Annotated in this window: 27 protein-coding genes and 1 pseudogene; 8 read left to right on the forward strand and 20 right to left on the reverse strand. The window is 63.6% G+C overall.

The window, feature by feature from the left end:
* Positions 1–80 precede the first annotated feature (80 nt).
* The 3 genes from C486_RS18780 to C486_RS18790 all read left to right on the forward strand — a co-directional run bounded on the left by C486_RS18780 (position 81) and on the right by C486_RS18790 (position 2,410).
* On the forward strand, positions 81–440 hold the full coding sequence (locus C486_RS18780) for an Htur_1727 family rSAM-partnered candidate RiPP (protein WP_008459056.1): 360 nt from the start codon (positions 81–83) through the stop codon (positions 438–440).
* A complete protein-coding gene (locus tag C486_RS18785; protein ID WP_008459057.1) occupies positions 437–1,645 on the forward strand; it encodes a TIGR04347 family pseudo-SAM/SPASM protein in 1,209 nt (402 codons plus the stop codon). Before C486_RS18780 ends, C486_RS18785 begins: the two co-directional genes overlap by 4 nt.
* A gap of 120 nt (positions 1,646–1,765) precedes the next feature.
* Positions 1,766–2,410 carry a dienelactone hydrolase family protein gene (locus tag C486_RS18790; protein ID WP_008459059.1) on the forward strand — a complete coding sequence of 215 codons (645 nt, stop codon included), beginning with the start codon at positions 1,766–1,768 and terminating at the stop codon, positions 2,408–2,410.
* A gap of 3 nt (positions 2,411–2,413) precedes the next feature.
* On the opposite strand, the gene C486_RS18795 is transcribed toward C486_RS18790, so the two are convergent.
* Positions 2,414–2,716 (reverse strand): CGCGG family putative rSAM-modified RiPP protein, encoded by a 303-nt coding sequence (locus C486_RS18795; RefSeq protein WP_049910715.1) that lies wholly within the window; start codon positions 2,714–2,716, stop codon positions 2,414–2,416.
* A gap of 93 nt (positions 2,717–2,809) precedes the next feature.
* On the reverse strand, positions 2,810–3,262 hold the full coding sequence (locus tag C486_RS18800) for a MoaD/ThiS family protein (protein WP_008459064.1): 453 nt from the start codon (positions 3,260–3,262) through the stop codon (positions 2,810–2,812).
* Positions 3,263–3,355: 93 nt separating this feature from the next.
* Between C486_RS18800 and C486_RS18805 the strand changes: the two genes are divergently transcribed.
* Positions 3,356–4,738 carry a hypothetical protein gene (locus C486_RS18805; RefSeq protein ID WP_241432546.1) on the forward strand — a complete coding sequence of 461 codons (1,383 nt, stop codon included), beginning with the start codon at positions 3,356–3,358 and terminating at the stop codon, positions 4,736–4,738.
* A pseudogene (locus C486_RS18810) lies at positions 4,734–4,907 on the forward strand (cation:proton antiporter); the annotation flags it as partial. The gene C486_RS18805 and the pseudogene C486_RS18810, both read left to right, overlap by 5 nt.
* A 7-nt stretch (positions 4,908–4,914) precedes the next feature.
* On the opposite strand, the gene C486_RS18815 reads toward C486_RS18810, so the two are convergent.
* Both C486_RS18815 and C486_RS18820 read right to left on the reverse strand, forming a co-directional pair.
* Complete coding sequence (locus C486_RS18815; RefSeq protein ID WP_008459069.1) at positions 4,915–6,132, reverse strand: hypothetical protein; 1,218 nt, start codon at positions 6,130–6,132, stop codon at positions 4,915–4,917.
* 7 nt (positions 6,133–6,139) lie between these two features.
* Entirely contained in the window at positions 6,140–6,772 is a 633-nt protein-coding gene (locus tag C486_RS18820; RefSeq protein WP_049910716.1) for a hypothetical protein, read from the reverse strand.
* Positions 6,773–7,021: 249 nt separating this feature from the next.
* Between C486_RS18820 and C486_RS18825 the strand changes: the two genes are divergently transcribed.
* Positions 7,022–7,312, forward strand: coding sequence for a HalOD1 output domain-containing protein (locus C486_RS18825; RefSeq protein ID WP_008459073.1), 291 nt, complete (start codon positions 7,022–7,024; stop codon positions 7,310–7,312).
* A gap of 11 nt (positions 7,313–7,323) precedes the next feature.
* On the opposite strand, the gene C486_RS18830 is transcribed toward C486_RS18825, so the two are convergent.
* The 3 genes from C486_RS18830 to C486_RS18840 form a co-directional block, all read right to left on the reverse strand.
* Complete coding sequence (locus tag C486_RS18830) at positions 7,324–7,719, reverse strand: acyl-CoA thioesterase (RefSeq protein ID WP_008459075.1); 396 nt, start codon at positions 7,717–7,719, stop codon at positions 7,324–7,326.
* An 85-nt stretch (positions 7,720–7,804) separates the two neighbouring features.
* Complete coding sequence (locus tag C486_RS18835; protein WP_008459076.1) at positions 7,805–8,557, reverse strand: ribonuclease H-like domain-containing protein; 753 nt, start codon at positions 8,555–8,557, stop codon at positions 7,805–7,807.
* A gap of 126 nt (positions 8,558–8,683) precedes the next feature.
* Complete coding sequence (locus tag C486_RS18840) at positions 8,684–9,343, reverse strand: DUF7504 family protein (RefSeq protein WP_008459078.1); 660 nt, start codon at positions 9,341–9,343, stop codon at positions 8,684–8,686.
* A 135-nt stretch (positions 9,344–9,478) separates the two neighbouring features.
* Between C486_RS18840 and C486_RS18845 the strand changes: the two genes are divergently transcribed.
* Entirely contained in the window at positions 9,479–10,255 is a 777-nt protein-coding gene (locus tag C486_RS18845; protein WP_008459080.1) for a DUF7547 family protein, read from the forward strand.
* Between the two features lie 31 nt (positions 10,256–10,286).
* Here the strand turns inward: C486_RS18845 and C486_RS18850 are convergent, their stop codons facing one another.
* The 5 genes from C486_RS18850 to hflX form a co-directional block, all read right to left on the reverse strand.
* Complete coding sequence (locus C486_RS18850; protein ID WP_008459082.1) at positions 10,287–10,787, reverse strand: hypothetical protein; 501 nt, start codon at positions 10,785–10,787, stop codon at positions 10,287–10,289.
* Positions 10,784–11,944 carry a thiolase family protein gene (locus C486_RS18855; RefSeq protein ID WP_008459084.1) on the reverse strand — a complete coding sequence of 387 codons (1,161 nt, stop codon included), beginning with the start codon at positions 11,942–11,944 and terminating at the stop codon, positions 10,784–10,786. Before C486_RS18855 ends, C486_RS18850 begins: the two co-directional genes overlap by 4 nt.
* 247 nt (positions 11,945–12,191) lie before the next feature.
* Positions 12,192–12,641 (reverse strand): hypothetical protein, encoded by a 450-nt coding sequence (locus tag C486_RS18860; RefSeq protein WP_008459086.1) that lies wholly within the window; start codon positions 12,639–12,641, stop codon positions 12,192–12,194.
* Positions 12,638–13,795, reverse strand: a complete 1,158-nt coding sequence (locus C486_RS18865) for a thiolase family protein (protein WP_008459088.1) — start codon at positions 13,793–13,795, stop codon at positions 12,638–12,640. The genes C486_RS18860 and C486_RS18865 overlap by 4 nt, the downstream gene beginning before the upstream one ends.
* Before the next feature lie 123 nt (positions 13,796–13,918).
* The gene (gene hflX, locus C486_RS18870) at positions 13,919–15,223 is read right to left on the reverse strand and encodes a GTPase HflX (protein WP_049910717.1); all 1,305 of its coding nucleotides are present in this window, start codon (positions 15,221–15,223) and stop codon (positions 13,919–13,921) included.
* A 328-nt stretch (positions 15,224–15,551) separates the two neighbouring features.
* Here hflX and C486_RS18875 point away from each other — a divergent pair, with 328 nt between their 5' ends.
* Positions 15,552–15,869, forward strand: a complete 318-nt coding sequence (locus C486_RS18875; protein ID WP_008459091.1) for an FUN14 domain-containing protein — start codon at positions 15,552–15,554, stop codon at positions 15,867–15,869.
* A gap of 33 nt (positions 15,870–15,902) precedes the next feature.
* Here C486_RS18875 and C486_RS18880 read toward each other — a convergent pair whose 3' ends face one another.
* The 8 genes from C486_RS18880 to tbsP form a co-directional block, all read right to left on the reverse strand.
* Positions 15,903–16,628: a ribosome assembly factor SBDS gene (locus C486_RS18880; RefSeq protein WP_008459093.1), complete on the reverse strand. Its 726-nt coding sequence runs from the start codon at positions 16,626–16,628 to the stop codon at positions 15,903–15,905.
* Between the two features lie 201 nt (positions 16,629–16,829).
* Positions 16,830–17,600 carry an archaeal proteasome endopeptidase complex subunit alpha gene (gene psmA / locus C486_RS18885; protein WP_008459095.1) on the reverse strand — a complete coding sequence of 257 codons (771 nt, stop codon included), beginning with the start codon at positions 17,598–17,600 and terminating at the stop codon, positions 16,830–16,832.
* A 4-nt stretch (positions 17,601–17,604) separates the two neighbouring features.
* Positions 17,605–18,090: an Rpp14/Pop5 family protein gene (locus C486_RS18890; protein WP_008459097.1), complete on the reverse strand. Its 486-nt coding sequence runs from the start codon at positions 18,088–18,090 to the stop codon at positions 17,605–17,607.
* A complete protein-coding gene (locus tag C486_RS18895) occupies positions 18,087–18,719 on the reverse strand; it encodes a class I SAM-dependent methyltransferase (protein WP_008459099.1) in 633 nt (210 codons plus the stop codon). Before C486_RS18895 ends, C486_RS18890 begins: the two co-directional genes overlap by 4 nt.
* Entirely contained in the window at positions 18,703–19,407 is a 705-nt protein-coding gene (locus tag C486_RS18900; protein ID WP_008459101.1) for an RNase P subunit p30 family protein, read from the reverse strand. The genes C486_RS18895 and C486_RS18900 overlap by 17 nt, the downstream gene beginning before the upstream one ends.
* 76 nt (positions 19,408–19,483) lie before the next feature.
* Positions 19,484–19,807, reverse strand: a complete 324-nt coding sequence (locus C486_RS21210) for a hypothetical protein (protein ID WP_152419207.1) — start codon at positions 19,805–19,807, stop codon at positions 19,484–19,486.
* A gap of 59 nt (positions 19,808–19,866) precedes the next feature.
* Entirely contained in the window at positions 19,867–20,580 is a 714-nt protein-coding gene (locus C486_RS21215) for a hypothetical protein (RefSeq protein ID WP_160164309.1), read from the reverse strand.
* 881 nt (positions 20,581–21,461) lie between these two features.
* Complete coding sequence (gene tbsP / locus C486_RS18905) at positions 21,462–22,280, reverse strand: transcriptional regulator TbsP (protein ID WP_008459103.1); 819 nt, start codon at positions 22,278–22,280, stop codon at positions 21,462–21,464.
* Between the last annotated feature and the right edge of the window lie 315 nt (positions 22,281–22,595).

The following is a 22,595-nucleotide window of genomic DNA, read 5'->3' on the forward strand; positions in this document are numbered from 1 at the left end:
GATGTTCGACCGCTCGAGGGAAATTCCCGCGCGCTGGGAGATCGCATAACGGCCTTCGGTATCGTGTCGAAGGTATCGATATGGTCGAGAAAGCGCGCCGGTCGGCGGTCGAGAGCGACGAGCGAGGGAACCCGACTCGGCAGTGGGAGGTCTTCATCCGCAACGAGGAGGGAGCTCCGATGCGCCACGTCGGGAGCGTCGCGGCCGCGAGCGGAACGGAAGCACACGAGCACGCGTCCCGACTGTTCGGCTGGTATGCCGCCGACATCTGGCTCTGTCCGGCTGACGATGTCGAACGGTACTCGACGCGCGGTCTCGCGGAGACGGCCGAAGAGCGGCCGGACGAGGGTGCTGGCGACGGCGACGATAGCGACGGAAAAGGCGAGGAACCCCGCGTCTACGAGGAAACCGCCGGTGCCTCGGAGGTGAACAGCCCGTGATCTCGATCAGCAAACTGCTCTGTGACCTCGATGCCGAGGGCGATGGCCTGCGCTACGACGCGGCCGACGGCTCGGACAAACCGCAGATCACCGAGGAGAAACAGCAGCGGCCGGTCGTCGTCTGGAACACGACCCGCCGGTGTAACCTCTACTGTTCACACTGTTATGCCGGTGCCGAGACCGAGGCCGCGACCGGCGAGTTCACGACGGCCGAAGCGAAGTCGTTTCTCGATCAACTCGCCGACTTCGGCGCACCCGTCATCCTCTTCTCAGGCGGCGAGCCCCTCGTCCGCGACGATCTGGTCGAACTCGTCTCCTACGCGGCTGACCGTGGACTCCGACCCGTCCTGTCCTCGAACGGCACCCTGATCACCCGCGAGACGGCCGCGGCGTTGCGGGACGCCGGGCTCCAGTACGCCGGCATCTCCGTCGACGGCCTCCCCGAACGCAACGACCGCTTCCGCGGCGAGGAGGGCGCGTTCGACGCCGCCGTCCGCGGCATCGAGAACTGCCTCGAGGTCGGCCTCAAGACCGGCCTGCGGTACACGATCACCGAGGCCAACGCGCCCGATCTCGAGGGGGTCGTCGATCTCCTCGTCGAGAAGGGCCTCGACCGGTTCTGTTTCTACCACCTCGACTACGGCGGTCGCGGAGCCGAGATCGTCGACGCCGATCTCTCCCCGCAGGCAAAGCGCGAGGCGATCGAACAGGTCGCCGACCTCACGCTCGCGTATCACGACCGCGGCGAGGAGATCGAGACCCTGCTGGTGGGCAACTACGCCGACGCCGCCTTCCTCGTGGAGTACGCCCGCGAGACCTTCGGCGAGGCGAAGGCACAAGCGGTCTATAGCCATCTCGAGCGAAACGGTGGCGACCCGACGGGCGAGCGGGTCGCCGACGTCGACTACCAGGGGAACGTCCACCTCACGCAGTTCTGGCAGGGGTACAGTCTCGGCAACGTCCGCGATCGACCCTTCGGCGAGATCTGGGACGACGAGTCGAACCCGCTGCTGACGGCGTTGCGGAACCGCGAGGAACACCTCCACGGGAAGTGTGCGGACTGTCAGTATCAGTCGATCTGTCGGGGCGGCTCGCGGCTGCGGGCACTCGCCGAGACGGGCGATCTGTTCGCCCCCGACCCGCAGTGTTATCTCCACGAGGACGAAGTGCGCGGCGGGAACCCGGTCGGCGGGGCCGCGGACTGAGCGGCCGCTTTCCCTCGGGCCCGGTCCCAGTGGCGTGGTTCGGCGGCGTTCTCGCCATGTCGATAGTCACTGTGTGGGCCGGTCCAAACAGTCAACAATCCCCGGAGCGGACCCCTGAATATGGGGGCCGACGGAATCCACACTGTCACTGACATCCCCGTCAACGAGGTGACGCTCGAGGGCGAACTCGCGGTGCCGCCGGTGTCGTCCGAACTCGTCGTCTTCGCCCACGGGAGCGGGAGCAGTCGGCACAGTCCGCGAAACAACTTCGTCGCCGAGCGGTTGCGCGAGCGCGGACTCGGGACGCTCCTGTTCGACCTGCTCACCGAGCGCGAGGACCGAAACCGGGAGAACCGGTTCGACATCCCGCTGTTGACCGATCGGCTCGTCGCAGCGACCGAGTGGGTGCGCGACCGAGCCGAGCCCGACGTCCGTTCGGTCGGCTACTTCGGAGCCAGCACCGGGGCTGCGGCGGCCCTCCGCGGGACGGCCCGACCCGAAACGGACATCGACGCGGTCGTCTCGCGCGGCGGACGGGTCGACATGGCCTCGGACGCCGTCGAGGACGTGACCGCCCCGACGCTGCTCGTCGTGGGCGGCGACGACGAGTCGGTCCTCGAGTTGAACCGGGAGACCTACGACGCGCTCTCCTGCAAACGCAACCTCCGGGTCGTCGAGGGGGCTGGCCACCTCTTCGAGGGACCGGGCGAACTCGAGGCGGTCGCCGATCACGCCGCCGACTGGTTTACGACCCACCTCGGGTGAGGGTCATGTCTCGGAGACGAACACCCGCGTCACGTGGCCACCACAGCCACACTGATCGACGTACTCGAACCGAACGTCGTCGAACGCCGCCTCGAGTTCGTCCCAGAGATACGTCTCGGGATGGCCGTGATCGCCGTGGGTGACGAGGTTGACGTGGTAGCCGGCGGCCGTCTGGGCGATCGCGTCTTTCGACTGCTCGACGATCAGGTCCCGATCCATCGCGTGTTCGGGCCCCTCGAGATTCGCGGACCACGACGCGTCGTGCTCGCGACGCGTGACGGGTTCGACGCCGGGGTTGTCAGTCATGATCGACACTCGGGTCCCGACGAGCCTCAGCAGTAGGGCGAACGTGTTCGCCCCGGTGGTCGTCGGAGCCACCGCCGACGGACCGCAGGGTGATCAACAGCAGAACAGAAACGGGTAGAGCAACGCGACGCGGTCGTCGTCGGTGAGTTTCGTCTCGAATCCGTTGAGGTGTTCGTTGAACCGGCCGTTGACACAAACCCGCGCGTACGGCCGGGTCTGCTCGCCCTCCGGGTTCTTGCGCCACGTCCCGGGCAGGTCGTCGGGAACCGGTGCCCAGCCGCTGTGGGTCGCGTCCGCTTCGGTTTCGGCGATGAGCATGTCCGCGAGCTCGTACTCCGCGAAGAAGGCTTTGAGGAAGTCCCGGAGGCGGGTCCCCGCGAAGGTGAACTCGAGTTCGTGGCGGCCGATGGCGGTGCGGACGTGGCCGGTACAGCGGACGGTGACGGTCGTCTCGGGTTCCCGGTCGGCCGTCGCGGTCGCGTGCTGGTCCGTCCCGGTCGCGGGTGTTCCCTCGTCGACGGTAGTTGTCGCCTGATCTGATCCCATGGCTCACGCGGAGTTACGGGACAGACCGGCAAACGCTATCGTCCGAACGTGTTCGGGAGGAAGGGGACGGCCGTACGGGCCGTACCGCGGGACATGAACGGAATACCGGGCGGGTTACGGACCGACCAGCAGCCGCCGATGGTGATCCCGTTGCGGCACTTCCTGCTCGCGCTGGGCTTTCTCGCGGTCGGCGTCGGTGGGGGGACCGTCCTGGCCGTCGCGACGCTGCCCGGTCTCGCCGGGCTGGCACGCCTCCACGGCCTTCTCGTGGGCTGGATCGCGGTGACGATCATGGGTGCGATGACCCAGTTCGTCCCCGTCTGGTCCGGCGTGGCGATCCACTCGCGGCGGTTGGCGGTCGCCCAACTGTGGCTCGTGACCGCCGGACTGATCGGATTCGGCGCGGCGTTGCTCGCGGGCGCGTTCGCCTGGCTTCCGGTCGTCGGCGCGCTCATGCTGGCGGGTATCTGGGTATTCGTCTACAACGTCGGGCGCACGATCGTCCGTGCACGCCCGTTCGATTTCACGGAACGCCACTTCGCGCTCGCGCTCGCGTGCTTCGGCCTCGTCGCACCGCTCGGGGTGCTTCTCGCGGCGGGTTACACCACGCCGGTGTTCGAGTCGGTCCCGGTGAACCGATTCGAAATGCACGGCTCCCACGCGACGCTAGCGCTGTTCGGGGCGCTGCTCGCGACGGTCGTCGGTGCCCTGTTCCAACTGACGAAGATGTTCACGCAGGCGGAGCCCGATCGGGTGGACGACCGCCTGCTCGCCCTCGAGCAACTGTGTTTCCCCGCCGGGCTCGCGGCGCTCGTGGTCGGCCGCGGACTCACCATCGCCCCCATCGCTCGCGTCGGCGCGGTCGTCCTCCTCGTCGGCCTCGCCGCGTTCGCGGTCGTCGTCGCCCGATTGCTGGCCGGCGCGACGGTCGAGCGGTCCCCGATGCTCGCTCGCTACTGGCTGGTCGTGGCGGCATTGGTCGCGTGGATCGCCCTCGCCGCGCCGACGTGGTGGACCGCTCCGCTCGCGTCCGAATCGCTCTTCGGCTATCCCGGCTCCCGGCCCCTCCTGCTGTTCGGCGTCTTCGGGCTCGTCGTCATCGGGTCGCTGTATCATATCGTTCCCTTCATCATCTGGATCGAACGCTACAGCGATCGCCTGGGCTTCGAGCGGGTGCCGATGATCGACGACCTCTACGACGACCGCCTCGAGCGCGCGGATTTCTGGCTGCTGCTCGTCGGCTTTGCCGGCCTGTCGGTGGCACCGCTGGTCGACCTCCCAGCCGTCGTCCCCACCGCGAGCACCCTCCTTGTGACGACGGGCGTCGGCGTGTTCATCGCGAATATGCTGCTTACGATCCATCGTCATGGGCCCGACGGAATCGCCGGCGTGCTCGCGAGCATGTTCGAGTCGGACGAGGATGCCTCTGCAACGGCCGGCAGCGAGCCCGATGTGGACGCGTCGCCCGATCGGTGACCGGGGAATCGGCTCGTTCTACTACCTCGCACACGGACGCAACGAGGCCGCGTTTCCCGACGCCGACGTGCTGTGGGCCGTCGTCGGCGCAGTCGTTCTCATCTCGATCGTCGTTCACGGGATCACCGCCACTCCTGCGGTCCGCTGGCTCGAGGCGCGGGCGGGGTAGCGGGGACTCAGCGCGTCCAGTCGGCGCGTTCGACGAAAACCGTCCACAGGACGACAGCGTAGAGACTCGCACCGGCAACCGAGAGCCAGCGGCCCGGCCCGACCAACGATGGGACCGATGCGAGCAGGCCCGCGACCTCGAGCCCCAGGCCGGTGACGAGCGCCGCGACCGACGCGCTCGCGGTTCGGTCGCCGATGCCGAGGGTGGACGCGACGGCCGGCGGATAGAAGCGGTAGGTGACGCCGATGATCGTCAGGCCGAGGAAGCCGCCGACGGCGAGCCGGTAGTGGGCGTCGAACGCGGCTGCCGGCAGCCCTGCGTCGGGTGCGAACGCGAACCACAGCCCCAGAACGGCGATCAGCGCGCCGCAGCCGGCTGCCGAGAGGATGGCGCGGCCGCCGACGCGGCGGCGGTCGCTCTGCCGAGCCAGATCGAGAACGGCGACGGCGAACCCGACGAGGGCGGTCGCCTGAAGCGCGGCACCGACGCGAAACAGCGCCCCGCCGCGGAAGTCGGCCGCGAGCAGTGCGGGGCCGGCGATACCGGCGGCGACGACGATCGAGACCAGCAACGGGGGTACCGAAGCGCCAAGCAGCCGGGGCAACAGTCGGCACCCGATCGCAAAGACGAGCGGCGCCGCCGTGCCGGCGGCAAGCAGATGCGTCGTGGCCGGCCCGCTCGCCGGAACCACGGACGGCTCGAGGCCGAGTGCAGCCGCCAGCGGCAGCGCCGAACCGACGATCAGGTACGCGAGTACGAACGGAACGGCGACGTTCGCGACCCGGTCGGCGCGCCGACGGTGGGCATCGGTCTCGCCAGTCCCAGTCTCGCGGCCTGTCGGGTTGTCGCGGACGGTCCAGCACAGCGTCCCGACGAAGACGAGGCTGCCGGCGAGCCAGCTCGCCACGCTCGCGAGCGCGACGGTCGCCGAGGTGATTCCGGTACCGACTGCGAACGCGCCGAGCGCGCCGACCGAGGCTAACGGGAGGTGGAGCGCCGGCGCGCGTGGAACCGCGAGTTCGCGCGCGAAGTACGACGGGACGAGCGTGTAGGCCTTGCCGAAGACCACGTGGAGGACGAAGCCGAAGACGCCGAGGGGGACGGTCGCCGCTCTCCCCGCGCCGACAGCGACGGCGACCTGCCACGCGACGAAGAAGCCGATACCGACCGCGACGAACGCACGCGACCACCGCGTGACGGTTGCAGTCGCGTTCCCGGTCCCCATCGCGCGATCAGAACGGCGACTGAACGCTCGTCTCGTCGTCGTCCGCTCCCGTCGATCCAGTCCCGGGGCCGTTACCGACCGGGTCGGTCGGAACCTCGCCGGACTCGAGATACTGCGCTTCGAGGGACTCGAGCGTCCCGTTGAGCGACTCGGACTGGTGGTGGGACGGACAGACGCGGACGCGGACGAGATCGTACTCGTGGCGATCGCTCAGGCCGTTCCAGGCGCGAAACGAGCCCTTGACGAGCGCGTCGGCTTGCGGACAGAACTCCGTCGTGGGGCTGAACTCCGCCCGGAGGACGGTCGGATCGGCAGCGTCGACCGCGTACCGGTATCCCGCGTCGGGATGGCGGCGATCGAGGTTGAGCCGCGCCAGGTTGTAGCCGAAGGTGGCGTCGTAGACCCCCCGCTCCTCGAACAGGTCCCGAGTGACGTCGTGGAAGGCGACGTGTTCCTCGCCGTCGAGGACGTCGTGGCCCTCGAGGAACGCCCCCGGCTCGGGCACGTGGTCGGGCACGAACGATCCGGGTGCATCGAAACTCCCCTCGCTGTCGCCCCCGTCCGTCGATCGCCCGCTCGAAAACGGATTCATCGTGCTCTGGGCTACGTTCCGAGTCGTCCAGTAGCTCTTCCCGAACATGTCACCCATCATCTCTCACTCGAGACAGTTCTCGCGAATGCCACGCCGATACCGTTGGCAATCAGTGGTTGCGCGGTGACTGTCACTCCCTGAAGAGTTTTAGAATGTGTGAATGAAATAAAATTAGTAACTATTTAGGCCCCAATTAGTCCACTATTGATCATCTACATCCATTTCTATCCAAATATAGTCACCAATCACGAGTTAGGGCCAGAGGATTTATACCTGATCGAAGAAAGGGTCCGGTCAATGCTACTCTCAGTCGATCGATCGGACGCGACAGACGGGCAGTCTCTCAGTTTCGACGTAGTCGCTGCCGTCGCCGAGCGCGAAGGTGTCGATCCCGTCGATCTCGAGCCCCCGGAATACGAAGCCCTCTACGATGTCGTCAATCCCGAAGCTCTGGACGCGCTCTTTGCGACGCGGGAGAACGGCCACGAGCGACCGGTCGGCCGCGTCGAATTTCCCTTCTGTGGCTATCGGGTCGTCGTCACGAGCGACGGCGATGTCGACATCGCCGATCCCGAGCCGTCGCGGTAGCCGGCGAGTGGCTACTCCCGCTGCTCGATCCGTCGCCGCCATTCGGACGGCAGCGGCTGTGAACCGCCGTCGTCCGGCGCGGCGAGGACCTGAACGGTGCGTGCCGTCGCGGCGCGCTCACCGTTCGCGCGGATTTCGTACTCCATCGGCAGACTCGAGTCGCCGAGTTCCGGCACGCGGAGCGCGACGGTGACCGCGTCGTCAGCCTCGATAGGGCGGGCATACTCGAGTTCGAGGCTCACGAGAACGGTGTTCGTCTCGGCCAACGAGACATCGAGCACGTCCCGAAAGTAGGCCTCGCGGGCCTGCTCGAGATACGTCGCATAGGTTGCGTTGTTGACGTGGCCCATGAAATCGATGTCGCGGAGCCGGATGTCGATGGCGGTTTCGTAGCTGTAGTCGTCCATGTACGAGTGGGTAGCACGCTGGCTGCCGTATAGCTGATTGCTCACCGCCGCTCACAGCCGCACGGCGGTCGCTCCCCTCGACCGATCAATCGCCAGCCGTCGCGGCCTCGAAGACGGTCTCGTGGAGGCGATCCGCGACGATCTCCATCAGCGGCTTCATGTTGCGGGTGTCGGCCCGATTGTACTCGACGAGCGTTTCGAGGGCTCCCTCGTCGCCGGCTTCGTACTCGTGCCAGAGGCGCACCGCGTCGCGGCCGCTGAGGTCGGGCTTGTCCCGATCGATGCCAACGTCCTTCTCGATCGCTTTCAGCCCACCGTCCAGCCCCACCTTCTTGCAGGGGTACATGAGGTCGACATGGGGCACGTCGACATCGATATCGAAACACGTCTCGAGGAAGGGAACGTCGAATCGCTGGCCGTTGAACGTGACCAACAGCGGCGCATCGGCGAGTGCCCGCTCGAGGCGGGCGCTCGTGAGATCGCGGTCCTTGACGAAGGTCGTCGTCTCGCCGCTCCGATGGAGGCTGACGGTCGTCACCTCGTTCGTGGACGCGTCGAGCCCGGTCGTCTCGATGTCCAGAAAGCACGTCTCGTCGCTGACGTTCTCGTAACAGCGCCAGCGACTCGAGGCCGGTAGCGCCTCCGCGAAGACGGAGATGTCACCGCGCTCGAGGTAGGTCCGACCCTCGTCGATGAACGTCTCGATCCGATCGGCCAGGGTCGAGCCGACGACGCTGCCGTCGAACTCGTCCCAGTGAGTCACGCCGTGTTCCCAGAGTCGGCGTTCGGTCGTCTCCCCGACCCCGCGGACGGGAATGAAACTGTTCTCGATTCGCACACCAGTTGGAGGGCACGGGGTGGATAAAAAACGCTTGGATCAGCTGCCACGCAGTGGTCGACGTTCACCGTCGGCGACACGAGCCGAGCACCTCAGCGCCGCTGTCGGCGACGGGAGCAGCGCTGACTACAACTCGAGCCAGTCGGTGGTCGTGTCCGCCTCCCGGAGATACCACTGCTGTTCGTCGGTTCCGTTTCGGGACCGGACCGTCACGACCGCATCGAACATCGGCTCGAAGAGGTTGACGGCGTCGTGGTCCGGGCCCAGCGGTAGGTGATAGTGACCCATGCCACACGCTTGATCGACTCGCGAGGTCGTCAACTGCAGCAGGCGGAACACCGTTTCCGCGTCGTACTCCTGGAGCAGCGGCACGAGCGAATCGACGCAGACGCGAAGCGCCGACGGAGCGAGCCCGTCGGCGCTGTCGTCGAACTCGCCGATGGTCTCAACGATCTCGATCCCGAGCGTCCCCAGCGACGGCTGCCCGCTCTTGCCGTCCGATTCCGACCTCGACTCGAGCCCCGACTGTGAGTACTCGATCGTTTGGACCCGTTCGATCTCGGGATCGGCCCTGCATTCGTGTGCAACGTGGTCGGCCGCGTTCGTGACGAACAGACGGTATCGAGCGTCTCCGCGTGTTGCACCGAGCAGTTGCTGACAGACTGTCTCGTGTGGCCCCTTCGACGTCCCAACGAGTAAGATGTTGCTCCCCTCCTGCTTGAGGGTTCCGAGCGTTCGTGCGAACGTCGCACAGTCCGGGACGGCGTCCCCTCGCTCGTCTTCCATTCCGTTCGATCAGTCAAACGGTATCGAGATAAAAATTGCGGCTCATCTTTCCTCGGAAAAGAGCATTGCGTCCGGCCATTACTACCAGACAGGCCCGATCGGCCGGTTTTTTACACCGGCGGCCGTAGATAGCACATGGCCGATTCCGACGACGAACTCGCCGACGCGATTCGCGAACTCGCGCGAACGATCGACGCGCTCCGGGACGAACTCGAGGGGCCGCGCTCGCGTCGCCGACCCCCGCTGCGCCCGCCGACGCCGCGGGAACTCCTGCGATTCACCGACGAGGTCGCCCTCCCGGCCGCCCTGGCCGTCCTGGAGACCAGCGTCCGCGCGCTCGAGGCGTTCCAGCGGGGCCTGAACGTCGTGCGAACCGGGCAAGAGGCACGGGACCGAACGGAGGCGGCCACCGAAGCGACAAGCGAGCGCGCGAGCGAACTCCGCCGTACGACGCTCTCACAGCTCGATTCCGTGCTATCGGAACTCCAGCGAGCCGCTTCCGAGGGCGGTCTCCCCGCCGACGAGGAGGCCCGCGACCTCCTCGCTGAGGCTCGGGAACTTCGCGACGATGTCGACAGCCGGCTCCGGGACGCCGCCGAACGGGAGTCGCGGTCCGGACCGACCGCCGCGGACTCCGATCGACCGGCGGCCGAACGCGGAGTGACGATCGATATCGAGGACGGCCCGCCGACCGAAGACGGAACGGACCGCGCCGGCGACGACCCCGACCGCGACTCCGCCGTCGACGTCGACGCGGAACTCGAGACGCTGCGCGATCAGTACGCCGACGACGAGGACGGCGACTCGAATGCGGCTGCCTCGAGCGAGGGCGACGCCGCCGGAGCGGACGGCGATGACTCCGATGCCGGCGCTGGGCCTGACGGCAAGGGAGACGGCAGCGACGAATCCTGAATCGGCTGTGGCGGGCGCGTCGGCCCATCGGCTAGCAGAGCGGCTCGAACCGGTAGCCGTCCCACGCCTGGCTTTCGGGCTCTCTGATGCCCGCGCCGGGTTCGCGGAGTTCGTCGACGGAGACCGGCCGCACCTCATCGCCGGTTTCGATGTCACCGGTGGTCAATTGGCCGATCGCGCGGACCGACTCGCCGTCGTTGCCGGACACAGTCCGGTTGCTCGAGGCGTCTGAGGACGGCTCGCTGATGTCGAACTCGACGATCGCGATGTGGTTCGGTTCGCGGACGCCGGGCGGCGTCGCGGTGCTGGTCGTCCAGGTCACGATCTCGGCGGTGTATTCGCTGAGATCGATCGTCTCNTGGTTCGGTTCGCGGACGCCGGGCGGCGTCGCGGTGCTGGTCGTCCAGGTCACGATCTCGGCGGTGTATTCGCTGAGATCGATCGTCTCGACCGGCTCCGCGCCGTCAGGGCCGCGCGGGTGGCCGGGGTAAGTGATCGTACCATCGTCGTAGCGCGTCGCTTCCATCGTCATCGTGCAGCCTCCATGATGGTCGTAATCACGCAGTTGCCGAAGCCGCCGACGTTACAGCACAGGCCCGCGTCCGCATCGACCTGTCGGGGCCCGGCCTCGCCGACGAGTTGTTCGTAGATCTCGACGCCCTGAGCGACACCGCTGGCTCCGAGCGGATGCCCCTTCGATTTGAGCCCGCCCGACGTGTTGGTCGGCAACTCGCCAGTGTCTCGCTCGGTGTCGCCGTCCGCGACGCGTTTCCAGGCCTCGCCCTGCTTGGCGAAGCCCAGCCCCTCCATCTGCAGGAACTCGAGGATCGTGAACATGTCGTGGAGTTCTGCCACGTCGATGTCCGCGGGCCCGAGTCCGCTCATCTCGTAGGCCCCGTGGCCGCTCTCGACGACGCCGTCCATTACCGTCGGGTCTTCGCGCTCATGGACGACCTGCGTGTCCGTCGCCCCGTCGACGCCCGTGACGACGGCGTAGTCGTCGGTGTACTCCCGCGCGACGGATTCCGGACAGAACAGGAGTGCCGCCGAACCGTCCGTGATCGGACAGAAGTCGTACAGCCGTAGCGGGTCGGCCACGATCGGTGACTCGAGAATCGTCTCGAGGTCGACTTCCTTCCGGAACTGCGCGTGGGGATTGTCGACGCCGTTCTTGTGGTTCTTGACGGCGACCTTCCCGAGACTCTCGCGGGGCGCGTCGAATCGCTCTAAGTAGTGACGCGCCGTCAGGCCCGCAAAGGACGGCAGCGTGACGCCGGCGTTGTACTCGACCGGGTGCGTCACCGAAGCGATGATGTCCGTCGTCTCGGACGTCGATCGATGTGTCATCTTCTCGCCGCCGACGAGCAAGGTCATGTCGCTGGCTCCACTTTTGATCGACTGCCAGGCGGCGTAGATTCCCGCACCGCCGCTCGCACTCGTCTGATCGACGCGCTGGGTGTACGCCGGGATGGCACCGATATCGTGTCCCAGTGCGTTCATCACGCCCGTTTGTCCTTCGAACTCGCCGCTGGTCATGTTCGAGACGTACAGGTGCTCGACGTCGTCGGCGTCGACACCCGCGTCCTCGAGACAGGCGATTCCGGCCTCCGCGAGGAGATCCATGATCCATTCGCCCTCGCGTTGCCCGAACTGGGTCATCGAAGCACCGATGATCGCAACACGTTCCATAGCTGGTGGTTCCTCTATCGATTGCTGACTATGACTCGTAATTTAAAACTGCGCACAGGATTCACACAATGAATTCGGCGGGCAGATCTATTCTTCGCCGTGAGAGACGGCTCGAGAATCGGCACACACGGCTGTCGGCGACGACCGGACGGGAGTCGGGGCATCGACGATGGCTGACAAACAGTTTGCTCACCTGTCCTGCGATCCGCAGACTCGAGGAACCCGACTGCAGCGCAGCAGTGACGGCTTACACTGGCTCGAACCGGTAGCCGTCCCACGCCTGACTTTCCGGTTCCCGAATTCCCGCACCGGGCTCGCGGAGTTCGTCGACGTATTCCGGCCGCACCTCGTCGCCCGTCTCGATGTCGCCGGTGGTCAGTTGGCCGATCGCGCGGACCGACTCGCCCTCCACATCGAACTCAACGATCGCGAGATGGTTCGGTTCGCGGACGCCGGGCGGCGTCGCGGTGCTGGTCGTCCAGGTCACGATCTCGGCGGTGTATTCGCTGAGATCGATCGTCTCNTGGTTCGGTTCGCGGACGCCGGGCGGCGTCGCGGTGCTGGTCGTCCAGGTCACGATCTCGGCGGTGTATTCGCTGAGATCGATCGTCTCGACCGGCTCCGTCCCGCCCGGGCCGCGTGGATGACCGGGGTAGGTGATCGTACCGTCGTCGTAGCGCGTCGCTTCCATCGTCATTGTGCAGCCTCCATAATAGTCGTAATCACGCAGTTGCCGAAGCCGCCGACGTTACAGCACAGCCCCACGTCCGCATCGACCTGTCGGGGCCCGGCCTCGCCGACGAGTTGTTCGTAGATCTCGACGCCCTGGGCCACGCCGCTGGCTCCGAGCGGGTGGCCCTTCGATTTGAGTCCGCCCGAGGTGTTGATCGGGAGTTCGCCGTCGCGCTCGGTGTCGCCGTCCGCGACGCGTTTCCAGGCCTCGCCCTGCTCGGCGAAGCCCAGCCCCTCCATCTGCAGGAACTCAAGGATCGTGAACATGTCGTGGAGTTCTGCCACGTCGATGTCCGCGGGTCCGTATCCGCTCATCTCGTAGGCCCCGTTACCGCTCTCGACGACGCCACCCATCACGGTTGGGTCCTCACGTTCGTGGACGACATGGGTGTCCGTCGCCCCGTCGATTCCCGAGATGACGACGTATTCGTCGGTGTATGCTTCGGCGACCGACTCCGGACAGAGCATGAGCGCCGCCGAGCCGTCCGTGATCGGACAGAAATCGTACAACCGCAGCGGGTCGGCCACGATCGGCGACTCCAGTACCGTCTCGAGGTCGACTTCTTTCTGGAACTGGGCGTGAGGGTTGTCGACGCCGTTCTTGTGGTTCTTAACGGCGACCTTCCCGAGACTCTCGCGGGGCGCGTCGAATCGCTCTAAGTAGTGACGCGCCGTCAGGCCCGCGAAGGACGGCAGCGTGACGCCGTGTTTGTACTCCGCGGGATGAGTCAGCGACGCGATGACGTCGGTCGCTTCGCCAGTCGTCTTGTGCGTCATCTTCTCGCCACCGACGAGCAAGGTCATGTCGCTGGCCCCGCTGGCGACGGACTGCCAGGCGGCGTAGATTCCCGCGCCGCCGCTGGAACTCGTCTGGTCGACGCGCTGGGTGTACGCCGGCATCGCGTCGAGGTCGTGGGCCAAGGCGTTGGGAACGCCGGTCTGCCCTTCGAACTCGCCGCTGGCCATGTTCGAGACGTACAGATGCTCGACATCGTCGGCGTCAACGCCCGCATCCTCGAGACACTCGCTGCCGGCCTCCGCAAGGAGGTCCTGAATCCACTCCCCCTCCCGTTGCCCGAACTGGGTCATGGAGGCTCCGATGATTGCCACACGTTCCATACCGTATGGAACTCGAGACATCGGTTTATAAGTGCGGGTCACGGCGACGGAGGCACTCACCCTGAGAGACGGCTCCTGCGACCGCGCTCGGAAACGGAGCGTCGCCGCGACTGGGAGCGATCCTTACGAGGCCGACTCCGCCGCCGTCGTCCGCAACTCGCTCGCACGCGAGCGCGCCTGCGAGATCACCGCGGGCCGGGCCTCGAAGGAGACGATCACATCCTCGTCGCCGTAGGTCACGTCGTCGACGTTCGCGTTGTCGTGAAGCCACGAGACAACGCTCATCGTGTCGTCGGTCATCGGCAGCATGAGCCGCTCTTCCTCCCAGTCGGGCAGTTCACGGTCGATCCGCTCGAGCAGGCCGTCGACGTTGAGCCCCTCCTTGGCGCTGACGGTGACCGGGTTCGGTGCGAGCGACGACAGGGCCTCGCGCTTGTCGGTGAGTTCCTCGTCGCTTACCTGATCAATCTTGTTCAACACGGTCACGATCGGGGCCTCGTTGCGCTCGTAGAGGGTGTCGTGGGACGTGACCAGTTTCTCGTGAATCGAATCGATCGACTCGCTGACGTCGACGACGAGCAACACGAGGTCCGCCCGGTAGACCGAGTCCAGCGTCGACTTGAACGACTCGACCAGCCAGTGGGGCAGATCGCTGATGAACCCGACCGTGTCGGTCACCAGCACGTCCCGCCGATCGATGGCCGCCCGCCGCGTCGTCGTCCCCAACGTCGTGAACAGCTTGTCCTGGGACTCGGCCGTCGGGTCCAGATCGGGATGTAACTCCTCGTTTTCCGCGACCTCGAGATCGGTCGCGAGCTGGCGCAACAGGGTCGACTTCCCCGCGTTGGTGTACCCCGCGAGCGCGACCAGATCGAACCCGGAGTCCCGACGGCGCTCCCGGCGCTGCTGTTCGGTCTGCTCGATCCGCTCGAGTTCGTCCTTGATCCGGCTGATCTGGGCTTTGATGTCCCGTTCGCGGCTCTCGTCGTACTCGCCCAGCCCCATGAAGCCGGGGTGTTCCTCCCGCTTTGCGAGGCTCGTCTTCGCCTCGGCACGGGGGAGTTCGTAGCGGAGTTCGGCCAATTCGACCTGGAGCTGTGCCTTCCGCGTCTGAGCGCGCTGGCCGAAAATCTCGAGGATCAGCGTGAACCGGTCGATGACCTCGACGCCTTCCGGCAGGAGCTGTCCGAGGTTATACGTCTGATACGGGCCGAGCCGGTTGTCGAAGACGACGGTCGTCGCGTCGGTCTCCGCGGCGAGCGCGGCCAGTTCCTCGGCTTTCCCCTCGCCGATCTGCAGGGCCGGATCGGCCCGTCGGGACTGCGTGACCTCGCCGACGACGGTATACCCCGCCGCCCGGGCCAGATCGCGAATTTCGCTCGTATCTGCCGTGCCGGAATCGACGCGTTTCGCGATGATCGTGTTCATGCGGGTGGTTTCGTGTCTGCCGGGCGTGGTCGGTCGTGCTCGCTCGAGCGCCGCAGCTCGTCGCTTCCGCGACCCGTCGCTCGCCGACACCGGCCGCGCAGTCGGTGCGGGCACTGCCGCGTGGACCCGGAGACGCTAACGATGCCGGTCGCACACCTCCGTTGGACGCACGTGAGTCATACTCGTCCGTACGCGGCGAACCGTCTTGAATCCCGCGCCCGCTGTGACCGTTCGCGTCGCGGCTGCCGGCCGTCGATCGGGTTCGGTCGGTCCGTCGCGCGGCCCCGATCACAACAGTCATAGGAACCGACTCGAATTGAGGTGCATAATGCTCGATCTCGATCCGACGGCGCTCGGCCTCGAATTCGGGGGCGGCGCGGTCATCGGCGGCATCATCGGGTTCGCCGCAAAGAAGATCGCGAAACTCCTCGCGATCATCGTCGGCGTGCAGTTGATGGCCTTTCGCTACCTCGAGTCCCAGGGGATCATCATCGTCGACTGGAACCGGCTCTCGGCCGGCCTCCTGAAAACGCAAGCGCGCGCCGGGGACGCGGCGAACAGCCACTGGATACACTCCTTGCTCTCGACGTTCTCGATCGGTGCGGGCTTTACCGGCGGCTTCCTGATCGGCTTCCGACGCGGCTAACGCGGTCTTGATCCGGAACTGGACTCTTGTCGGCTACCGCGTTCGGAGATCGTCCTTGTCCTTGACGATCTCCGTCTCCGCCTGTCCGCTGGTGTGTTCGTTGACGGTGTCGTAGAACTCGTTTTGCAGGCCGGCCGGGAACGTCAACACGCCGATCCACGAGCCGTCGTTTTGCCACTCCTCGCGCTCGAGATCGCCGAACTGGCGGATTTTCGACTGGGCGCTGCCCGCGTGGTCCGCCGGTACCTGGACAGCGACGGTGACCTCTTCGAACCGGATCGGGATTACCGGCCGCAACGCGTCCAGCGCGTCGTCGACCTGCTCCTGGACCGGTTCCATCGGATCGACCGTGAACCCGGCTTCCTCCAGGGCGTTCTCGATCCGTTCGGGCGGGTGAGGCGCGTTGTCCATCTGTGGATTGACCGCGTTGCGCGTGATCGTATCGATCAACTGCTTGCGCTTCTGTTCTTGCATCTCGCGGCGCTGATCGGCCGTGATCTGGATCTCCCCGCGCGTGATCACCTCGGGAATGATCTCGAGGGGGTCCGTGGTATCGAAGACCGTCTCGAGGTCCGACTCCGCGGGGCGGTCGCCGCGTGAGGCGTCCTCGAAGACGTCCTCGGCGGCGATCACGTCCTCCAACTCGCCGTCGAACTCGTCGCGTTTGATCGAAAGCGCCGCGTCCGGGTCGACTAACACTTCGAAGCGCGCCCCGTGTGACTCGAGTCGCGCTGTCACTGCCTCGTCAAGCGAAATCATACCTGACGGTTCCGCCGCCAATGAAAAGAGTGTTTCCCGAACCGATCCGGGGGTCGAGGTCGAACCACATCGGGTCGGCTCGGATCGACGGGGTCTCAGACTCGGTGTGAGCGACGCTCCGTGGAGGCATCGCGTTCGAACGGGCCGGTCCGCGAACGGGACGGCAGCATACGGCGTCGAAAAACGGATTCGGCGTCTCGATTACTCGGCGGAGTCGTCGGATTCGTCCTCGCCCTCGCCCGTATCGAGGAGATCGTTCTCCTCGAGATGGGCGGCGATCCGGTCCTGTTCGAACTGTTCGAAGGACTCGGTCTCGGCGTCGACGGTCGCCAGCCCCACTTCGTTGGGGAGCAGTGAGCCGTCGTTGACCGACGCGAGCGCGTCGAGAGCGAGTTGGATGCCGCCGTCCAGGTCGGCCTCGTCGTCGTAGTGCTCCTCGAGATACGTTTGGAGTTCGCCGCGGTCGGAGCCGACGGCCAGCGCCTTCCACTCGTAGGGCGTCCCCGAGGGGTCGGTCTCGAACAGGCGCGGCTCGCCGTTCTGGATGCCGCCGACGATCAGCGCGACGCCGAACGGTCGGGCACCGCCGACCTGCGTGTACTGCTGGATGTGGTCGGTGACCTCCTTGGTCAGCGTCTCGACGCCGATGGGCTCGCCGTACCGGAGCTGGTTGACCTGCGTCTGGCGACGTGCGAAGTCGATCAGCTGGCGGGCGTCGGCCACGTGGCCCGCGCTGGCGATGCCGACGTGGTCGTCGGCCTTGTGGATCTTCTCGACGCTCGAGTCCTCGAGCAGCGGGGAGGGGACCCGCTTGTCGACGGCGAGGACGACGCCGTCGTTCGTTCGGACACCGATGCTCGCCGTGCCTCGTTTGACCGCCTCACGAGCGTATTCGACCTGATAGAGTCGGCCGTCGGGCGAGAAGATCGTGATGCCGCGGTCGTACGCCTGCTGTTGTTGTTGTCCCTGCATAGTATCACACTAAATGGTAATCGAGGTCTGTCGCGCCCACGAACGCCTCATCGAGCCGTACGTCCCCGACGTCGTCCCGCAGGACGGCGGCTCGCTCTTCGTTCCCGAACACGACGTTTCTCTCTCCCGAATCTTGCCGGTCGCGTCCTAAATAGTTTTCTTCAGCGGCACGGATCGTGCCACTGATACCGCAGACCCGAACGCCGACGGGAGCGCCGTCGATCTCGGCGATACAGGCCAGTGCCGCTCGAGCGGGGTCCGTCTCACCGCGGCGGACCTTGACGACCGCCTCCCCCGTCCCGTCGGTGAACGCGAACCTGACGACCGTCAGATCGGCGTCGGCACTGCCCGGGTCGCCGAGTAGGTTCTGGCCCGCATACCACAGCTCGCGCTGGAACGACCGCCTGCCGATCCGCTCGTCGGGCCACGTCTCGAGTTCGACGGCGAGATACCGCCAGCGCGGGCGGAGGTGTTTCGGGAGGTGTTTCATTCACCGACTGCCACGTCGCTCGCCGTCGAACTGCGTTCCGCGACCAGCACGCCGACCTGATCGTGGACGCGCTCGACGGCCGTCAGCGAGAAGCCCGCATCGGTAAACGCGTCGGCGAGCATGCCGACGGTCGCCGGATCGTCGACCGCGGGCGAGTAAAAGGGCTCGTCGGGGTCCGGTTCGCCGAAGAACATCACGTCGCCGAGGACGAACGTCCGAGGCTCGAGGTCGGCGATGACCGCGATCGCCTCGCGCTTTTCCGCGTCGGAGAGGTGGTGCATGGCGAAGTTCGAGGTGACGATATCGACCGGCCCGTCGTACTCCGGCTCCCGGAAGCGACCGGTATCGAACGCGAGGTTCTCGAGCCCGTCGTCGTCGGCCTTCCGTTTCGCTTCCGCGAGCATCCCGTCGCTGATGTCCCGGCCGACGACCCGCTTCGCGTCGGGGGCCAAAGCGAGCGCGATCGCACCGGTGCCGGTCGCCAGATCGAGGACGACATCGTCGGCCCCGGGAGCGGCGTGCTCGATGACGAGATTCGCACAGGCGTGGTACTCCTCGGACTTCGACTCGTCGTACTCGCCGGCCTGTTCGTCGAACCGTGCGGCGTGTTCGTCAAGACTCCTCTTCATACCTGCCCCGTTCGACCCCTGGCTCAATGAACGACTCGGAGTGGACGTGGCGATTGCGCTCGGCCAGTCGACCCCACTCCGCGAGGCCGTCCGCGATGAATTCGGGCGCGAAGCCGAGCTGTTCGCCGAGGGCTTGTAGTTCACGCGGGGCCCGTAGTTCGAGGTGCGAACGCGGGTCCGCGCTCACGACGTAGGGAGCGTCGTAGTGGTCGACGATCTCCCGAAGCTTCCGCAGCGACTGGACGATTCGGACGCGATGTCCGCCGCTCTCTCGCAACACGCCGGAGAGGTCGAACTCGATCCGAACGCCGTTCTCGACGGCGGCTTTCGCCAGCACGTGATTGACGTCACCGCCGTCGGTCATCGGGTGGGCGAGCACGTCGACCTTCGGCTGTTCGACGGCGAAACGGTTCAAATCGTTCGTCCCGCCGTGAATGCCGACGATCGTCTCGGACGACCGGTAATTGCCCACCGAGCCGCTCGCCTGCCGCGGGTCGTCGGCTCGGATCTCGACGCCGTCGACGACGTCGATCCCGTACTCCGCGCCGATCCGCTCGGGATCGTAGTCGGCTCGAGCGTCGCCGTGATTGCACACGACCACGCCCTCGTAGCCGTAGTCGGCCGCCGTCTTCGCGAATCTGGCGACCGTGCTCTGTCCGTCGGGATGGGCGTGGACGGCCTCGTACATACGCGACCCGTCGCACGGCGGCGACTTGGGGTTTGCGTCATGTGACGTCCAGTTCTATAACGCCATACGTCATGAGCTACTTTATATTATATTCAAGGTCCAATATCATAAAGATGCTTATTAGAAATAGTATTGCAGAACCGAGTATATATCCCCAGATTAGGGTAATAATGCCAGTTATGGCTGAAAGAAGAGCTCCGATAAGATAAAATGTTTTGTTGAGTCTATAGTTCTTTGATATTTTTTCAGATGCATTGACTAACATCATTATAAATAAAGTGCCAACGATCGATATTGATATTATACCAGCATTAATACTAAGGAGGTAAGCTAAAAGAAGTGCTAAAATCATACTACCTATTAGACCACTATAATTGATCTCGTCTCGAATCCTATCCATACAATAACGAAACCTCTCTGTATACAAATATTTTTATATTGAAATCTAGTGTAGGGTATTCAAGCTGGTGACAGATATTTTCGAACGAATATAGCAAATATTACAATCGCAAGAACAATGGTAAGTACTTCTTCAGGGGTACCTCCAATAGACGGTTTTGTCCGATCGTCCACCCATTCAACGATTTTTTCAGCTGTATTCATCGCATCTTTAGCACCCTGCTTAACGGACTGTCTAGGATCAGGGAGATCAATATCACAAATATCATGGCACGAGCTAGTGTCCTTTAATCCAATCCATAAACACTGATTATCATCAAAACCAAACCAGAAGTTAAGTTCGTATTTCAACTCCTTATCAAGAATGTCCGTGTTATACACCTTCCAGTTGACATCCGTTTTATAGACGGAGGGAGATGAGTATTTACAACTCGGTGATGATTTGTCAACGGAGCTCATTTCTACACAATACTGGCTTCCAAATCTTAGATTAGGTGTGCATTGCTCTATAGGGAGTGCATATTCATTAAACAGTGAAGTGGCAATTTCCCAGACGCTGAGTCCCTGTGGCTTTACTTCACTATTGTTTTTATCTCCGTATCGTTTCTTTGCCTCCGCTTCAAGGGCGTTGAGAATTTCCTCAAGTTCTCTATCATCTTGTTTATAGTTATTGGATTCAGCACTAGCTAACTTTGGAAAACTGGCTACGCCAGCCAGACCTATACCAGTTAATTGCAGCACTTTACGTCGGTTCTTATCTTTTTCACCCAACATGCGCTCTATTGTTATCCCCGAAAACATGTGAATTCAGTACCTAAATAATTATGTATGGGTGAGTGTGTCGCAATTATATTAGTAGTATATAAGAATACCTGCTCGGAAGAACCTCATATCTAACTGAACCTCTGTTCTTGTGTAGAGATTTTTATTTTTTACCCTCTCTAATCCGGAAATTGAGTGGCGCGATCCTCTATCGTATTCGTTTAGTATCGCCGTCGTAGCTTCTATTTTATAGTTGGGATTTTTCTGTTGATCCAAAGATAAAACAAATAGATTTGATAAATGTTGGTTAATTTCATAAATAAATAAAAATATACTATCGGACATATCTGGCTTCGATTCAGATAGTGTTTTCAAGATGTCGTAGTATGAAACTATTCAGTGTGCTTTTAAAATGGCCCGATGACGTTAGCTTTAATTGACCTTCTTCGAAACAAACTACTGCTATAATACTACTCCATTCAATCAGTTTCAGAACCCTTTGAACCGCCCTTATCAGAGGTGAGTGACTTCGGCAAGGCAGGTTTGTGAATCACTCGCTGTGAGTGTAGATGGCAAGATGAGCAAGAGTACTATTTACTTGTGACTCTCTCGTAGAGCGGCGTTTCGGCGTCTTTTGAAACACACTGCTGGACTCTGAGATCATCACTGCTTGCGAGACGTTTACTGAAGCAGCCCGAATCTCGCTGCTCGTGAACTGAATTCCCTCTGCGTCAGTCCCTATATGGTGATCACACAGTCTATCCCGACAGTCCACCGGCTTCTCGGCTTGTGGTTTCATTAGCTAGACAGCGTCAACGAACGGCGTTCGAAGTACCGCTGATCGAAGGGTTTCCGAGGCGTGACATCGCTACGCCCGCGGCGTGAAAGGTTTGTTAGTTGAGGATCGACTGTGCGACGGTCGCGAGCTGCCCGTTGTTGGCCTCGCTGAGACGCTCGTCGCCGATCTTCAGGCGGAGCCGCGGTCGGCCGACATCGATCGGGACCTTCTCGGTGTCGATCAGGCCCATATCCTCGAGCTTGGTCTTCGTCCGGGAGAAGGTCGCCTTGGAGGCGATGCCGACATCCTCGCCCCACTTGCTGATGTCGTAGAGCAGCGCTTCGTTCTTGGCCGCCACGAGCAGGGAGATGGTGACCTCGTCGAGGCCATCGCCGTCGCCGCGAGCGGTCTCGAGGGAGTCGAGGATGGCCGTGAAGTCGGCCTCGGCCTCGGGGCTGATCTCGTCGGACAGCGTTTCGCGGACGGCCGTGATCGGCGGGGTACGGAGGTTAAAGTCGGTGGCGTCCTCCCAGCGGCCCGCGTAGGTGTCGTAGGTGTCTTCGACGAAGCTTTCGTCGTCCGTGGCGAGCCCGCCGACACGGTCGTCGGCGTGGACGAGCGCGACGACGCGGTCCTCGCTGACCAGCAGCGAGTTTTCGGGCGCTTCCGCGAGCGTTCGCAGCGACAGCGCGTCCTCGCTGATGAGGTCGGCGGCGTTCGAGGCGACGATGAAGTCGTCCATGACGTCTTTCAGGGTGCGTTCGTCGGCGAGCATGCGGACCGACGGCAGGTCGCCGTCGAACGCGGTCGCGACGGAAATGAACTCTTCGATGGCGTCCCGTGACGGGTTGACCATGTAGATAGTACCGCTTGCATCCTCGAGCACGGACCCGAGAATATCGTCAATCTGGTGGTTAAGTAAATTCGAGGTCATGCCTATACAGAAGTAATCGAGATCGTCATACTTAATTTTGGTGGCCGTTTTCACGCCAGAACTCCTCTCTTGGGGCCTGTACCGGTAATTTTTGACCGATAATTCGTTAGTTCGCCGATGAAAACGGGATATCACTTCCGAGACCGACGAGACGAAAACCTCCGACTGATCTGCGGGCGGGGACGGACATCGACTCGAATCGAACGCGATATTCTCTCAAAGTTTACAATAACTATATACAGGAAACGTAGCATTACCATATCGTATGGGTGTTCGACACAATCGACTGTGGTGGGTCGTACAGACGGTAGTCGA

Source organism: Natrinema gari JCM 14663, assembly GCF_000337175.1.
Classification (GTDB): Archaea; Halobacteriota; Halobacteria; order Halobacteriales; family Natrialbaceae; genus Natrinema; species Natrinema gari.

Coding starts and splice junctions, on each gene's coding strand:
- C486_RS18780 (WP_008459056.1), top strand. CDS start 81: ATGGTCGAGAAAGCGCGCCGGTCGGCGGTCGAGAGCGACGAGCGAGGG.
- C486_RS18790 (WP_008459059.1), top strand. CDS start 1,766: ATGGGGGCCGACGGAATCCACACTGTCACTGACATCCCCGTCAACGAG.
- C486_RS18795 (WP_049910715.1), bottom strand. CDS start 2,716: ATGACTGACAACCCCGGCGTCGAACCCGTCACGCGTCGCGAGCACGAC.
- C486_RS18800 (WP_008459064.1), bottom strand. CDS start 3,262: ATGGGATCAGATCAGGCGACAACTACCGTCGACGAGGGAACACCCGCG.
- C486_RS18805 (WP_241432546.1), top strand. CDS start 3,356: ATGAACGGAATACCGGGCGGGTTACGGACCGACCAGCAGCCGCCGATG.
- C486_RS18815 (WP_008459069.1), bottom strand. CDS start 6,132: ATGGGGACCGGGAACGCGACTGCAACCGTCACGCGGTGGTCGCGTGCG.
- C486_RS18820 (WP_049910716.1), bottom strand. CDS start 6,772: ATGTTCGGGAAGAGCTACTGGACGACTCGGAACGTAGCCCAGAGCACG.
- C486_RS18825 (WP_008459073.1), top strand. CDS start 7,022: ATGCTACTCTCAGTCGATCGATCGGACGCGACAGACGGGCAGTCTCTC.
- C486_RS18830 (WP_008459075.1), bottom strand. CDS start 7,719: ATGGACGACTACAGCTACGAAACCGCCATCGACATCCGGCTCCGCGAC.
- C486_RS18840 (WP_008459078.1), bottom strand. CDS start 9,343: ATGGAAGACGAGCGAGGGGACGCCGTCCCGGACTGTGCGACGTTCGCA.
- C486_RS18845 (WP_008459080.1), top strand. CDS start 9,479: ATGGCCGATTCCGACGACGAACTCGCCGACGCGATTCGCGAACTCGCG.
- C486_RS18855 (WP_008459084.1), bottom strand. CDS start 11,944: ATGGAACGTGTTGCGATCATCGGTGCTTCGATGACCCAGTTCGGGCAA.
- C486_RS18865 (WP_008459088.1), bottom strand. CDS start 13,795: ATGGAACGTGTGGCAATCATCGGAGCCTCCATGACCCAGTTCGGGCAA.
- hflX (WP_049910717.1), bottom strand. CDS start 15,223: ATGAACACGATCATCGCGAAACGCGTCGATTCCGGCACGGCAGATACG.
- C486_RS18875 (WP_008459091.1), top strand. CDS start 15,552: ATGCTCGATCTCGATCCGACGGCGCTCGGCCTCGAATTCGGGGGCGGC.
- C486_RS18880 (WP_008459093.1), bottom strand. CDS start 16,628: ATGATTTCGCTTGACGAGGCAGTGACAGCGCGACTCGAGTCACACGGG.
- psmA (WP_008459095.1), bottom strand. CDS start 17,600: ATGCAGGGACAACAACAACAGCAGGCGTACGACCGCGGCATCACGATC.
- C486_RS18890 (WP_008459097.1), bottom strand. CDS start 18,090: ATGAAACACCTCCCGAAACACCTCCGCCCGCGCTGGCGGTATCTCGCC.
- C486_RS18895 (WP_008459099.1), bottom strand. CDS start 18,719: ATGAAGAGGAGTCTTGACGAACACGCCGCACGGTTCGACGAACAGGCC.
- C486_RS18900 (WP_008459101.1), bottom strand. CDS start 19,407: ATGTACGAGGCCGTCCACGCCCATCCCGACGGACAGAGCACGGTCGCC.
- C486_RS21210 (WP_152419207.1), bottom strand. CDS start 19,807: ATGGATAGGATTCGAGACGAGATCAATTATAGTGGTCTAATAGGTAGT.
- C486_RS21215 (WP_160164309.1), bottom strand. CDS start 20,580: ATGTTGGGTGAAAAAGATAAGAACCGACGTAAAGTGCTGCAATTAACT.
- tbsP (WP_008459103.1), bottom strand. CDS start 22,280: ATGACCTCGAATTTACTTAACCACCAGATTGACGATATTCTCGGGTCC.